The 13,876-nt window shown below is 54.0% G+C and carries 12 protein-coding genes; 6 read left to right on the top strand and 6 right to left on the bottom strand.

Features of this window, described 5'->3' with window-relative positions; genetic code table 11:
- The first annotated feature begins 78 nt into the window (after window positions 1-78).
- Both yihG and KUC_RS15565 read left to right on the top strand, forming a co-directional pair.
- A complete protein-coding gene (gene yihG, locus KUC_RS15570; protein ID WP_007114184.1) occupies window positions 79-963 on the top strand; it encodes a 1-acylglycerol-3-phosphate O-acyltransferase, YihG family in 885 nt (294 codons plus the stop codon).
- 116 nt (window positions 964-1,079) lie between these two features.
- The gene (locus KUC_RS15565; RefSeq protein WP_007114183.1) at window positions 1,080-1,877 is read left to right on the top strand and encodes a LysM peptidoglycan-binding domain-containing protein; all 798 of its coding nucleotides are present in this window, start codon (window positions 1,080-1,082) and stop codon (window positions 1,875-1,877) included.
- Between the two features lie 171 nt (window positions 1,878-2,048).
- Here KUC_RS15565 and gcvT read toward each other — a convergent pair whose 3' ends face one another.
- Together gcvT and KUC_RS15555 are read right to left on the bottom strand one after the other, a co-directional pair.
- Window positions 2,049-3,161, bottom strand: coding sequence for a glycine cleavage system aminomethyltransferase GcvT (gene gcvT / locus KUC_RS15560; protein ID WP_007114182.1), 1,113 nt, complete (start codon window positions 3,159-3,161; stop codon window positions 2,049-2,051).
- Window positions 3,162-3,305: 144 nt separating this feature from the next.
- Window positions 3,306-4,715, bottom strand: a complete 1,410-nt coding sequence (locus KUC_RS15555) for an alanine/glycine:cation symporter family protein (RefSeq protein ID WP_040481226.1) — start codon at window positions 4,713-4,715, stop codon at window positions 3,306-3,308.
- Between the two features lie 391 nt (window positions 4,716-5,106).
- Here KUC_RS15555 and gcvH point away from each other — a divergent pair, with 391 nt between their 5' ends.
- Entirely contained in the window at window positions 5,107-5,496 is a 390-nt protein-coding gene (gene gcvH / locus KUC_RS15550; protein ID WP_007114180.1) for a glycine cleavage system protein GcvH, read from the top strand.
- Between the two features lie 97 nt (window positions 5,497-5,593).
- On the top strand, window positions 5,594-8,488 hold the full coding sequence (gene gcvP / locus KUC_RS15545; protein WP_007114179.1) for an aminomethyl-transferring glycine dehydrogenase: 2,895 nt from the start codon (window positions 5,594-5,596) through the stop codon (window positions 8,486-8,488).
- A 64-nt stretch (window positions 8,489-8,552) separates the two neighbouring features.
- On the opposite strand, the gene KUC_RS15540 is transcribed toward gcvP, so the two are convergent.
- Window positions 8,553-9,458, bottom strand: a complete 906-nt coding sequence (locus KUC_RS15540) for a LysR family transcriptional regulator (protein WP_007114178.1) — start codon at window positions 9,456-9,458, stop codon at window positions 8,553-8,555.
- Between the two features lie 228 nt (window positions 9,459-9,686).
- Between KUC_RS15540 and ppnN the strand changes: the two genes are divergently transcribed.
- Both ppnN and KUC_RS15530 read left to right on the top strand, forming a co-directional pair.
- On the top strand, window positions 9,687-11,069 hold the full coding sequence (gene ppnN / locus KUC_RS15535; RefSeq protein ID WP_007114177.1) for a nucleotide 5'-monophosphate nucleosidase PpnN: 1,383 nt from the start codon (window positions 9,687-9,689) through the stop codon (window positions 11,067-11,069).
- 83 nt (window positions 11,070-11,152) lie between these two features.
- A complete protein-coding gene (locus KUC_RS15530) occupies window positions 11,153-11,353 on the top strand; it encodes a hypothetical protein (protein WP_007114176.1) in 201 nt (66 codons plus the stop codon).
- A 98-nt stretch (window positions 11,354-11,451) separates the two neighbouring features.
- Here KUC_RS15530 and KUC_RS15525 read toward each other — a convergent pair whose 3' ends face one another.
- From KUC_RS15525 to KUC_RS15515, 3 genes are all read right to left on the bottom strand, one after another.
- Window positions 11,452-12,243: a DUF6694 family lipoprotein gene (locus KUC_RS15525; RefSeq protein WP_371827740.1), complete on the bottom strand. Its 792-nt coding sequence runs from the start codon at window positions 12,241-12,243 to the stop codon at window positions 11,452-11,454.
- Window positions 12,244-12,454: 211 nt separating this feature from the next.
- Window positions 12,455-13,444: a GTP 3',8-cyclase MoaA gene (gene moaA / locus KUC_RS15520; protein WP_007114174.1), complete on the bottom strand. Its 990-nt coding sequence runs from the start codon at window positions 13,442-13,444 to the stop codon at window positions 12,455-12,457.
- Entirely contained in the window at window positions 13,441-13,848 is a 408-nt protein-coding gene (locus KUC_RS15515) for a putative zinc-binding protein (RefSeq protein ID WP_040481225.1), read from the bottom strand. Before KUC_RS15515 ends, moaA begins: the two co-directional genes overlap by 4 nt.
- Between the last annotated feature and the right edge of the window lie 28 nt (window positions 13,849-13,876).

Raw genomic sequence — 13,876 nt, 5'->3', positions numbered from 1 at the left:
GGGTTCTGCTGGGCAGCGTGGCTAGGATCATTTAGCATTCAGTATTACGCAATTGGTCTGACGGTAAGGAAATGCGGTATGCCTATTTTAAAGGGGGTGGTTAGCGCTCTGCTGCTAACGCTCAACACACTGTTCTGGGGCGTACCTCTCATTCTGCTAACGCTACTCAAAGTCATTGCCCCAGGGCAACGACTACAGCACTTAGTATTGCAGGGGCTGAATGGCGTCGCGCTTAACTGGATAGGCGTAAACCTCTGGTGGATGCGGCACTGGCTTAAGCCAGTGCTTTACGCCAGCGTACCCGATAATTTGAGCACGCAGCAGTGGTGGCTAGTGATATCCAACCATCGCAGCTGGACCGATATTTTTATGCTGTTAATGGCGTTGCATCGGCGTATCCCCATGCCACGCTTCTTTCTAAAGCGTCAATTAATCTGGATCCCCATTGTAGGGCTGGCTTTTTGGGCGCTAGAGTTTCCCTTTATGCGCCGCTTTAGCCGTGAACAAGTCGCTAAAAATCCTAAACTTGCCTCTATTGATCGTGCCGCTACTGAACGGATGTGTCAGCAGGCGCGTCTGTCGCCCATTGCGATTTTTAATTTTGTCGAGGGCACCCGATTCTCTGTTGCCAAACGCGACGCCCAGCAGAGCCCCTACCGCCACTTATTAAGGCCCAAAGCGGGCGGCATTGCCCAGGTACTTAGTCTGCTAGGCAACCAATTGGATGGTATCCTGGATGTGACGATCAGCTACACCAACGCCTCGCCGACGTTTTGGGGCTTTTTGTGCGGCAAGGAGGCGCCCGTTACCTTGCAAGCACGGCAAATCGGCATTCCTGAGTGGATGTACGCATCAGATAACCACGAAGAAAAGCAGCATAAGGAACGCTTCCACACATGGATCAACTCACTCTGGTTGGAAAAAGATGGCATGCTGGACAGCCGAACAACGGATCACGACTAACTAGCTGGCTCACTGCCTGGCTGTTAGCGGGGCTACTGACCGGCTGCTCCAGCGCTCCTCCATCGTCATCCCAGCGAGCGGCCGCTCCTAGCGCCAGCCAGATTAGCGGCGACTGGGTGCAAGTACAGCGTGGCGACACGCTGGGTAAGCTGGCGTCCCGGGCTAATGTGCCACTAGAACGCTTGCAGCGTTTTAACCCTGGCGTCGATGCTCGCCGCCTTGAAGTCGGGCAGCGCCTGCTAATTCCCACCCAGCAAGAGCGCGCACCTTCCGGCGGCCCCTACCGCTATCAAATCCGTCCTGGCGATACGTTCTCAAGTATCGCCCGGCATTTTGGTACTACAAGTGGCCGTATTCAGAGCGCCAACCCCAGTGCCTCGCCCACTAGCTTGAGAATCGGCCAAGTGGTCAGCCTGCCCCTTGGTGGTTCAACGCCGCGAAGCTCATCGCAACTGTCGGCAAGCAGCAGTGGCTCTTCAAGCGCTAACAAACCTGCCGCTGCGCCCACCAGTAGCGCGCCCAGTCAGGCACTGCCCTCTTCAGCCAGGGGCTGGCCTTGGCCGCTGGAGGATTATCGTGTGGTTCGACGTTTCGGGCCGGACAGCCGTGGCACATTGCAGCCTATGCTACTGGCTACTCAAGCCGGCGCTCAAGCTAAGTCCGTTGCTCCTGGCGAAGTGCGCTTTGCCGACAGTATGCGCCAGCTAGGCGAAGTGGTGATTGTGCACCATGCCAATAACCTCCAGACCGTGTACGCGCTTTGTGAGCGCATTTTGGTCGAGGTAGGCAAACAGGTTAGCGCGGGAGACGCGCTTTGCGAGGTCGGTCAAAGCAGTGCCACCCAGCGCTATGATCTACTCTTTGATCTGCGCCAAGGCGGCAAACCCATCGATCCAAAGCAGGTGCTGCGCTAAAACTCTGTACTTGAAAGCAACCATCTCTAATCTAGTGCCAAGGCAGGTTGAAGCGAGGGTCTTTTTCCATGGCGGTCAGATGGAAAAGTAGCGCCCAGGGATGGGTTCACAACACCCTCGCGGAAACCTGCACTTGGCTCCGCCACATGCAGACCAGCGAAGGCCTTTAGCCTAGCCTCGATAGTAGCCAGGTTTTACAAACGGCATAGGGGTCACCGCCATGGGTAACTGCTTACCGCGAACTACCGCGAACACGGCACTTTGTGGCGCTTCCAGTTCACGAGTGACATAACCCATCGCCACCGGCTTACCTACACTTGGACCAAAACTACCGGAGGTTACGATCCCTACCTCGTTACCCGCCTTATCAACCAGCGGCGCGCCCTCGCGTACTGGCGCCCGGCCTTCAGCTAATAGCCCAACGCGCTTGCGGGTGTGATCTTTGGCATCGACTTGATGAAGAATCACATCAGCGCCTGGAAAACCACCGGCGCGCTCGCCGCCATGACGACGCGGCTTACCAATCGCCCAGATCAATCCGGCTTCTACCGGGGTGGTTTGCTCATCCATATCGTGACCGTAGAGGCATAAACCGGCCTCTAAACGCAGCGAGTCCCGCGCGCCCAGGCCAATCGCCTCGACTTCGGGCTCAGCGAGAAGCTGCTCGGCGAAATCTTCACAGGCATCGGCGGCGACGGAAATCTCAAAACCATCTTCACCGGTATAGCCGCTGCGGCTTACCCATACCTCCTGCCCTGCAATGGTGAAACGGCCATGCTGCATAAAGACAAGTTCGCAGGCTTCAGGGCAAAGCCGCTGCATGACATCCCGCGCCTGAGGCCCTTGCAGCGCCAGTAAGCCACGATCCAAGGGTTCAATTGTATGGGTTGACGCCAAATTTAGCCGCAGGTGAGCCAAGTCCTGATCTTTACAGGCCGCGTTGACCACTAAATAGAAGTGATCGCCTGCGTTGACCACCATTAAGTCGTCAATAATGCCGCCTTCGGTGCTGGTGAAAAGACCGTAACGCTGTGCGCCCTTCTCGAGGCCCACCAAATCTGCGGGAATCAAGGTTTCCAGGGCCTCGGCAACGGTGTCGCCGGATACGCTAATCTGTCCCATATGGGAGACATCAAACAGGCCGCACTTTTGGCGGGTATGCTCATGCTCTTTTTTGACCCCCAGCGGATACTGCACCGGCATATCGTAGCCCGCAAAAGGTACCATCTTGGCGCCTAGCTTGAGGTGCAGCGCGTGCAGCGGCGTTTGCTTTAATTCAGACATGGGGGCTTTCCTCACTTAAAAATGCTTACTTAAAAATTGTTCGCTCTAAAAGAGAACGGGAAGCCACCGATTAAGTGTCTTCCCGACTCTACTGATATTCACGTCTTGACTTCACTTACAACGTCTATTAACGCGCTGCAGGCATTATTGGTCGTGATCCAGTTCTTCACCCGGCAACACATCTTTGCCGTCGAAATAGTCCTTGGTTAGCTTAAAGACTACCGGCGAAAGCAGTGCCAAGGCAATTAGGTTCGGAATCGCCATCATGGCGTTGAAGGTATCTGCCATGAGCCAGATAAAGCCCAGCTGAGCGATAGCGCCCAGCGGGATGGCCAGTACGAATAGCACCCGATAGATCATAATAGAGCGGGTGCCAAACAGGAACTGGCAGCACTTCTCGCCGTAAAATGACCAGCCAAGGATGGTCGTAAAGGCAAAAATCGCCAACGCAACCGCCACGATCTGATTACCAAAGCCAGGCAGTGCAGCGTCAAACGAGAGCGCGGTAAGCGACGCCCCGGCTTCGCCTTCGATCCATACCGTGGAGGTCAAAATCACCAGTGCGGTAATCGTGCACACAACGATGGTATCGATAAAGGTACCCAGCATCGCGATTAGGCCCTGGCGCACCGGGTTTTTGGTTTTGGCCGCCGCGTGCGCGATAGGCGCGCTACCCAAACCCGCTTCGTTGGAGAAGATGCCGCGTGCTACACCAAAACGAATCGCCGCCATTACCGCCGCCCCGGCAAAACCACCAGCGGCTGCCATGGGGTTAAAGGCGTAGTAAAAGATTAGGCTAAAGGCTTCGCCAATTTGCCCGGCATTGATGATCAAGACCAACAGGCCAGCCACTACATAGGCAATGCCCATAATCGGCACCAGCTTGCCCGCCACCTTAGCGATACGCTTGATGCCGCCCAGAATCACCGCACCTGCCAACACCATAATAACCACACCCGTGAGCCAATGCGGCACGCCGAAGGTGGCATCCATGGCATCAGCTACGGAGTTGGACTGGACGGTATTGCCGATCCCGAAGGCAGCGACAGCGCCAAAGAAAGCGAACAAACCGCCTAACCATAGCCATTTTTTGCCTAGGCCATTTTTGATGTAGAACATCGGCCCACCCACATGGAAGCCGGTGCTATCGGTTTCACGATAGCGAACAGCCAACACGGCCTCGGCAAACTTGGTCGCCATCCCCACCAGCGCGGTAATCCACATCCAGAACACAGCGCCGGGGCCACCTAACGCAATGGCCGTGGCGACACCGGCAATATTACCGGTTCCTATGGTCGCAGAGAGCGCGGTCATCAAGGCGTCAAAGGGGGATATTTCCCCTTCGTCGCCCTCTTTGGCCGGCGCTGCTTTACCCACACCAGGTTTTGCATCACGCCCCGCCCACATTAGCTTGAAACCCATGCCGAGCTTTCTAATCGGCATCAGTTTCAAGCCAAGCTGCAGGTAAATCCCCACACCGAGTAGCAGAACCAACATGACGGGCCCCCAGACCACGCCGTTGATCGCCCCTAACAGGCTAGTTAATGCTTCCATGATCATCTCCTCGCTTTGTTGGTATATAAGGTTGGTGTGTATTGTTGGTTGGCTGCCATTATTGGTTATATCTGACGTCATTATTGCTGGTTAGCATACGATGTAAGTGTTTTACACCATAAACTTAGCAAGCATCTAGGGTGATGTCGCTTGTGCATAGAGGATACTGCTTTTTTCATAACCCGATACCCTGTGCAAACCCTACGCAAAAGTACCTAAACAAATTACGATATTAGACAATCCATGGAGCAAAGAAGAAATTTGTTTCCAATTGGAAACACGTTAGCATGCTTGCTTATTCGCTTAGCCAGCGCCAGCCACTAGTCGCCAAGGCGAGCGACAACCGGTAGTATGCTCGGGTCCAGAAAACTGTTTCATATAGGAAAACATCATGAGCAATCTTCCTGCCAATCTTCGTTACGCTGAAAGCCACGAGTGGGTGCTGGATAATCAAGACGGCACTGTCACCGTGGGCATTACTGATCACGCCCAGCAGGCGCTGGGTGATGTCGTGTTTGTTGAACTGCCCGAAGTGGGTACAGCGCTGAGCAAAGGTCAAGAGTTTGGCGTTATCGAATCGGTCAAAGCCGCTTCTGATCTTTACTCGCCGGTTGTTGGCGAAGTCATCGAAGTGAATGACGCCCTTGAAGACTCCCCCGAAACGGTCAACGAAGCACCTTATGAAGGTGGCTGGATTATGAAAGTGCGCTTAGACAGCGACTCCCTTGATGGCCTGCTAGATGCAGATGCCTATCAAGCAACGCTAAGCGCTGACGACTAAAGGCGCTAACTAAATCATATGTGAGAGCCTGCCCTTTATGGTGGGCTCTTAGCCTAACGCCCTGCACGGTTCTTTCTTAACGTCCGGAATCTTCTTCATGTCTCTTGAAACACGCCGTCTGGCCGAGTTGGCCGATCACGATGCTTTTATCAAACGTCATAATGGTCCACGTCAAGAGGATGTGGCCACCATGTTAAAAGCGCTCAACATGCAGCACATGGAAGATCTGATTGAACAGACCGTGCCGAGCGATATTCGTCTTGGCCGCGAGCTAGCGCTTGATGAACCGCGCAGCGAAGCAGAAGCACTAGAGTACCTAGCCCAACTAGCGCGGCAGAACCGCGTGGCTAAGAGCTATATTGGCCAGGGCTATTACGGCACCCATATGCCCGCGGTGATTCAGCGCAACGTATTGGAAAACCCTGGCTGGTACACGGCCTACACCCCCTACCAACCTGAGATTTCTCAAGGCCGCCTGGAAGGCTTGCTTAACTTCCAGCAAGTGGTGATGGATTTAACCGGCATGGAGCTGGCGAATGCATCGCTGCTCGACGAAGCCACCGCCGCCGCCGAAGCCATGGCGCTGTGTAAGCGTGGTAATAAGAAAAGCAAATCCAACGTTTTCTTCGTCGCCGAAGACGTTTTTCCGCAAACGATGGACGTGGTCAAAACCCGCGCCGAGTTTTTTGGGTTCGAACTGATCACCGGCCCGGTAGAAGAGCTGGCCAACCACGATGTGTTTGGGGCCCTGGTCCAGTACCCCTCCGCCAGTGGTGAAGTGCGCGACCTGGCACCGCTATTAAGCGCCGCGGCTGAGCGCAATATAATGACCTGCGTGGCCAGCGATCTTTTGAGCCTGGTACTGCTTAAGGAACCCGGTCAGCTGGGTGCGGATATTGTGGTGGGAAACTCCCAGCGCTTTGGCGTACCCATGGGCTTTGGCGGCCCCCACGCAGCTTTCTTTGCGACTTCCGACAAGCTCAAGCGTTCGATCCCTGGGCGTATCATCGGCGTGTCCAAAGATAGCCGCGGCAATACCGCCCTGCGCATGGCGATGCAAACCCGCGAGCAGCATATCCGCCGCGAGAAAGCGACCTCCAACATCTGTACCGCTCAAGCATTGCTAGCCAACATCGCCGGTTTTTACGCTACCTACCACGGCGCTGAAGGGCTGCGCAAAATTGCTGGCCGCGTTCACCGCCTGGCAACCCTGCTCGCCGAAGGCCTCAAGCAGGCAGGCGTAACGCTGGCACATGACAGCTGGTTCGATACGCTGCGCTTGACCAACGTCGACGCAGGCAAAATTCATGGGCGCGCCATGACCCATGATATTAATTTGCACTACTTCGCCAATGGCGATGTGGGCATCAGCCTGGATGAAACCACCACCGCCCACGATGTAACAACGCTGTTTGACGTGCTGCTCGGCGATGAGCACGGCCTTTCCGTTGCTGTTCTAGACGAGCAAGTGGTAGCTAACGGCGCTTCAGGCATTCCCGCTGCCTGCCAGCGTGAAAGCGACTTTTTAAGCCACCCCACCTTTAGTCGTTACCGCAGCGAAACCGAAATGCTGCGCTACTTGAAACGTCTAGAGAATAAGGATCTGTCGCTTGCCCATGCGATGATCCCGCTCGGCTCCTGCACCATGAAGCTCAACGCCACCAGCGAGATGATCCCCGTGTCCTGGCCCTCGTTTGCGCATCTGCACCCGTTCGCACCCCGCGACCAAGTGGCCGGCTATCACCAAATGATCGATGAGCTATCGGCCTTCCTGGTCGAAGTCACCGGTTACGATCACCTCTCGATGCAGCCCAACTCCGGCGCTCAGGGTGAATACGCAGGCTTAGTGGCAATTCGCCGCTATCAAGCGGCCCAGGGTGAGGGTCACCGCGATGTCTGCTTGATTCCAAGCTCCGCCCACGGCACCAACCCTGCCTCGGCAGCCATGGTGCAGATGAAGGTGGTGGTAGTCGAGTGCGATCAAAACGGCAATATCGACATGGCGGATTTGCGCGCTAAAGCCGAGCAGCACCGCGATCATCTCTCCGCCATCATGCTGACTTATCCTTCCACCCATGGTGTGTTTGAAACCAGCGTGCGCGAAGCGTGCAAGGTCGTTCACGACAACGGTGGTCAGGTGTATATCGATGGCGCCAATATGAACGCCCAGGTCGGCTTAACCCGCCCCGGTGATTTTGGCGGTGATGTGTCTCACCTGAACTTGCATAAAACGTTCTGCATCCCCCACGGTGGCGGCGGCCCGGGCATGGGCCCTATCGGCGTTAAAGCTCATCTTGCGCCCTACGTTTCCAACCACGTGGTAACGTCGATCAAAGGCGTTAACGCTGAAAGCGGCGCGGTCTCTGCCGCGGCCTTCGGCAGCGCTTCTATCCTGCCGATCTCCTGGGCCTACATTAAGATGATGGGCGCCCGCGGTCTGCGTGAAGCCACCGAGCTTGCCATCCTGAATGCCAACTATATTGCCAAGCGTTTGGAAGCGTCATTTCCGATTCTTTATCGCGGCCAGAACGGCACCGTCGCCCACGAATGCATTATCGATATTCGTCCGCTCAAAGCGGCCTCTGGGATTAGCGAGGAGGATATCGCCAAACGCTTAATGGACTACGGCTTCCACGCACCGACCATGTCGTTCCCGGTGCCGGGTACGCTGATGATCGAACCGACCGAGTCAGAGTCATTGTATGAAATTGATCGCTTCTGCGATGCGATGATTGCTATCCGGGCAGAGATAGCGCGGGTAGAGAGTGGTGAGTGGCCATTGGATAACAATCCGCTGGTCAATGCGCCGCATACCCAGGCGGATCTGATGGATAATGACTGGCCGCGGCCTTATGACCGCCAGTTGGCCGCTTTCCCGACCGCCGCTGTCCAAGCGGCTAAATACTGGCCCGCCGTTAACCGCGTTGATAACGTGTTTGGCGACCGTCAGTTAATCTGTTCCTGCCCTAGCATTGATGAATACCGCAACTAACGGTAAAGCTGACAAGATGTGAAGCGATAGCGCTTCAAGTAACAAGAACGCTCTTGGTGCCTTATCAATTAGACGGCACCAGGGGCGTTTTTTCTTGTAGACGCTGAGCGTGAAAACCGTCTAACAGCTTCTCGTAGCGCTTGGGCAGCACCGAGTCGCGGCGACGCAGCAAATAGAGCTCCTCATTGACCGCATTGGGCAGGTTTAGCGCTTTTACCTGGCGCTGCCAGGGTGAGGTTTCCAATACCAGTCGCGATACCACGGTAAAGCCTAACCCCCTGGCCACCGCATCCAGCACCATGCTGACTTCATTGGTAAAGCCTTGATGGCGGAAATGGGTCATTGAGCGAAACTCATCGGGGTAATTGGCCCGCAGCAACGCATTGGCGTGGTTAATCCCGTCGTAATAATTGAGAAAACCAATACCCATTAAATCGGACAGCGTACTGCCCGCAAAATCAGCTGGCACCACCAAGCAGAGCGGCTCTTGATGCCAAATCGTGCAATTAAGTTCAGGGTGGCGCATTGCCTCGGTAACAATACCAATGTCATAACGACCTTCGAGCAGGTCATTAACGATTTCGTGGTTGAACGCAAAGCTATAGTTGACCGTTAAATTAGGGTGCATCTGCTGCTGCCCCAATATATACGGATAGAACATCAGGCCAACGCTGCCCGGCGAGGCAATACGGCAGTCACCGCTATCCAAAGAGTCATCGTCTAGCCCGTGACGGAACTGCTCATGCTCAGCAAATAGCTTTAAAGCGTAATCATAAGCACGCCGCCCCGATTCGGTTAATGTAAAGCTGCGCCCCTTGCGCTCTAGCAGCTCTTTATTTAAATAGTCTTCTAACTTGCGAACATGCTGGCTTACGCCCGGCTGGGTCATTTCTAAATGTTGCGCCGTACGGGTAAAGCTGCCTGTTTCAACAAGCGTAATAAAGGTACGAAAATAGTGGGCATTGAACATAGTGAAGCGCCATGGTCTTTGATAACAGTCTTTAGCAGCTCTCTTTGAGAACATGCTTTAGGCAACAGTTTAGTAACTAATAAAAAGTACCAAAAAGCGCTATTGCCGCCGTTCTATAAAATATACCTAATAATAGCACAGTCAGGTGAGCCAGCCGCGGCGCTGTACCGGCCACTTGGGCGTGGTAGTATGCCAAGAGACATCAAACGATTAGGGACAGCCCCGCTAATGACCGAAAACGTTCAACCTCGCGCCACCCTTTCAAGTATCATTTCCCCCGAGGGAAGCCTCGAAGTACTCTCTCAGCATGAAGTTAATCGGCTGCACAAAACGTCTCAAAGCGGTCTACACGACCTGCTTCGGCGCTGTGCGTTGGCAGTACTCAATTGCGGCAATCCCAGCGACGATAGCCTGGCTATTTTAGAAGCCTATAAAGACTTTGACATTGAAGTGCTGCAGCAAGACCGCGGCATTCGCTTAAAGCTGACTAACGCGCCCGCTGAAGCGTTTGTTGATGGCCGCATGATTCGCGGTATCCGTGAGCATCTATCCTCGATCATTCGCGATATTGTTTACGTCTACAACGAGATTCAACATCACAATCGTTTCGACCTTAGCACGGGTGAAGGCACCACCAATGCGGTTTTCCACATTCTGCGCAAAGCGGGAACGCTAAAACCCGGCCGCGACCCTAGCCTGGTGGTGTGCTGGGGTGGTCACTCTATCTCCCGGGAAGAGTACGAATATACCAAAGATGTAGGCTACCACTTAGGCCTGCGCGATTTAGATATTTGTACCGGCTGTGGCCCTGGCGCAATGAAAGGCCCCATGAAAGGCGCTAACGTTGCCCATGCCAAGCAGCGCCGCAAGGAAGGTCGCTATTTAGGTATTTCAGAGCCCGGCATTATCGCTGCTGAAGCACCTAACCCCATCGTCAATGAACTGGTTGTCATGCCAGACATTGAAAAACGCCTAGAAGCTTTTGTGCGTCTAGGTCATGGCATTATCGTGTTCCCCGGCGGGGTTGGCACTGCGGAAGAGATTCTCTATTTGCTGGGCATTTTGCTGCACCCCAGCAACAAGGATATTCCCTTCCCGTTAATTTTCACCGGCCCCGCCGATTCTGCGGCCTACTTTCAGAAAATTGATGAATTCCTGGTCTATACCCTCGGTGAGGATATCCGCCGCTACTACACCATTATTACCGGCGACCCCGTCTCGGTTGCGCGCACCATGCGCCACGGCATCGATGAGATCGCGGAATTCCGCCGCACCCATCAGGATGCTTTCTACTACAATTGGCGATTGACCATTGCGCGTGGTTTCCAGGCTACCTTTGAGCCGACTCACGACGCCATGCGAGCCTTAGCGCTACACCGCCAGCAGCCCACCCACGAACTCGCTGCCAACCTGCGTCGCGCTTTCTCGGGGATCGTCGCGGGCAACGTCAAAGAGGCCGGTATTCGTGCCATCGAAGCTCACGGCCCCTTTGTACTGACCGCAGAGCCCGAACTGATGCAACGTCTTGACGAGCTGCTCACCTCGTTTGTAGCTCAAGGGCGCATGAAACTCGACGGCCAACACTATGTGCCCTGCTATGTGCTGAAATAACGGGAACTATTCCAGGAGTATGGAGCCTGATTAGCTACACTTGGTGGGCAACCTCCCACTATTGACCTTGAAAGGAACTCAACATGTCGATGATTAACCAGCTAAGTGATGTAAAAACGAAAGATTTCGCCAAGCACTGCTATGAAAGCAGCAGCGTCGATAAACTGCGCGAGGCGTCGGAAGGCAGCGCTGACCAGGCAGAAATGGAGCATTGGGGTATAACCGAAGGACAGTGGGAAGAGGCAATTGTTGCTGCCCTTGCCGACCATGAAGCCAAAGAGTAAGTAACATAGCTGATTTAACGCAGCCTAAAAATGAAGCTATCTTAACGACGCGTACGCCCTATCGGATAACCGATAGGGCGTTTTAGATTTTACAGCGCTTACTCAACACTCGATAGTGCAACGCCACCATACTCCTCCCGCAATCGCTCAAGCCTAGCCAGTTCATGCTCCGTTAGCTCTGACGAGTCCCATAATGGCTGTTCATCAAGCCCCTTCAGCCCTTTCAAGGTGACCGTCAATTCTGCATCACTGGGTATTTGAGTATCTCCCCACGGGCCAAAGCGATTAGGCGCTAGGCTCCACTCCAGCGTTTCTCCCGGCTCAATGCCACCAGGCACGACGTAATAGAAAGACTCATCCACCCACGGCACCGCGCGATCAGGACTAGTCACAACGCCCCTCAACAGAAGCTCTGAAATGACCTGATCCGTGCTATTGGTTACTTCAAGATCAATCACGGGCTCCGGGGCGCCATAAGGGCTTGCGCCAATGTAATAGCGAGCGCTATCAATGGTAAACCGCGCTAACTGCTGCTGGTCACTTGCGGCTTTTGCGCGCTTCTCTTCCAGCCGCTTCAAGGTGCGAATTGCATGCTCGCGTTCGCGTGACCGGCGCTCACGCAGAATTTGATCGGCACGCTGGATCACCTGATCCCCTGTTAACCCATGCATTTGCGCATTGGCTGTTTCGGCGATCTCAGCAGCATTCATTCGGTGAGGGTTGAGAATATCGATACCACTAAACGACGTCGATGTGGCAATGATAATCAACCCTTGATCAAACTCATCGCGTTTGTAGGTGGGCAAGGAGTTACGCACTTCCTCCACAGAGACAACCGACGCAGGCATGGAGCTAGTATCAATTTTGGGATCTGAGCAACCAGCTATCATGAGTACTGATAGTGATATTGCAGACACCTTTAGCAGGCTCCACATACAATCACCTCAAAGCAGGCAGATAAAAATTGCTGATGAGCTTAACGGAAAGCGCTTTTCACCACTACCCCCCCGGGCTTTTTTGAGAGAGTTTCAAAGACTTAAAAAAGCACTCGATTGGAAGTAGGTCAGGGAAAGAGGGGTGTAAAACATACGCCGAATCGTATTATCCACCTGTTGCATTCATAAACCTTACGATCTGAACCTCACCATCAGTCGTGAAGTGATGACGCGCGGGTTTTTTCATCATTGCAGCCATAATGCTCGTTTTAAGCCGCTGGTTATCACCAGGATAACGTCGCATTACGGCGCGTAAATCCACCGAGTGCTCATTGCCCAAACAAAGGAGTAGCCGCCCTTCAGCCGTCACCCGAACACGATTACAAGCGCCACAGAAATTGTGACTATGAGGAGAGATGAAGCCAATGCGTGATTGGCTGTCCGCCATACGGTAATAACGGGATGGCCCCAAGGTGGTCTCGGTGGTGGGTAAGAGTTGATGATGGTTTTCTATGGTCTCGCGCACCGTATCGGTGGAAAGAAAAGTTTCGCCACGGTTATGTTCGCTGATAGCACCCAGCGGCATCTCCTCGATAAAGCTAATATCTACTTGCTCATCTCGGGCAAAGTTTACCAAGTCGAGGATTTCATCGTCATTACGCCCCTTAAGCAATACGGCGTTGAGTTTGATCGACTGAAAGCCAGCGCGGCGTGCTGCGCGGATACCCGCGATCACTTGGCCAAGGTCACCTGTCCGGGTTAATACTTTAAACCGCTCGGGCTTGAGTGAGTCGAGACTGATATTGAGTCGATCAAGCCCACCTTGGCGCAATGCGTCGGCATGTTTGACTAGACCAGAGCCGTTAGTGGTCATAGCCAGCTCGCGCAGGCCTTCCAATTTACCGAGTTTTTCTACTAGCGTGAGTACGCCCTGGCGTACCAACGGCTCCCCTCCGGTTAGACGAATTTTCTCCACGCCCAACTCGACGAATGCCTGCGATAGCGTGGCGATCTCCTCAAGGGTAAGCAGCTTGGCCCGCGGCAGAAAGGTCATCTCCTCAGCCATGCAATAAACACAGCGAAAATCACAACGATCAGTCACCGATATACGCAGGTAACGCACCGTTCGGCCAAACCCATCGACTAGTGAACTCATTCTGCGGGCTCCTCTACTTCGGAACTGGCATTAATGGGTAGCCGAGCAATGAGTCCTTTCACTTCTGCGGTGACAGCGGTGATTATTTGCTCATCATAAAATTGACCTCGGCGCTTGCGTAGTCCGTTTTCATACAGTTTTACGTGCTCTGTGGGTATTACACCTGCTTTGGAGAGACAGTGGTTAGCGCAGTGCATCTGACACCCATCAATGGCCACGATAGGACGCCCGGAACGTGCAATGCGCACCAGACCTGGCACGCCGCCACCTACACCAGCAATACAGGACATTTCTGCCTCTCCTGCATGGTCAAGGCGAAGGGCAATACTATTGGCAAGTTGCGCAACATCAGAGCAGCCGGAGCAGGCATATATCAGTGCGCGGGGTTTATGATGTGAAGACATACCCTCTCCTATAAAAACCAACGACATT

The organism is Vreelandella boliviensis LC1 (assembly GCF_000236035.1).
Classification (GTDB): Bacteria; Pseudomonadota; Gammaproteobacteria; order Pseudomonadales; family Halomonadaceae; genus Vreelandella; species Vreelandella boliviensis.
The sequence above is the reverse complement of the archived record's forward strand: the minus strand, read 5'-3'. Positions and strand labels throughout refer to the sequence as shown.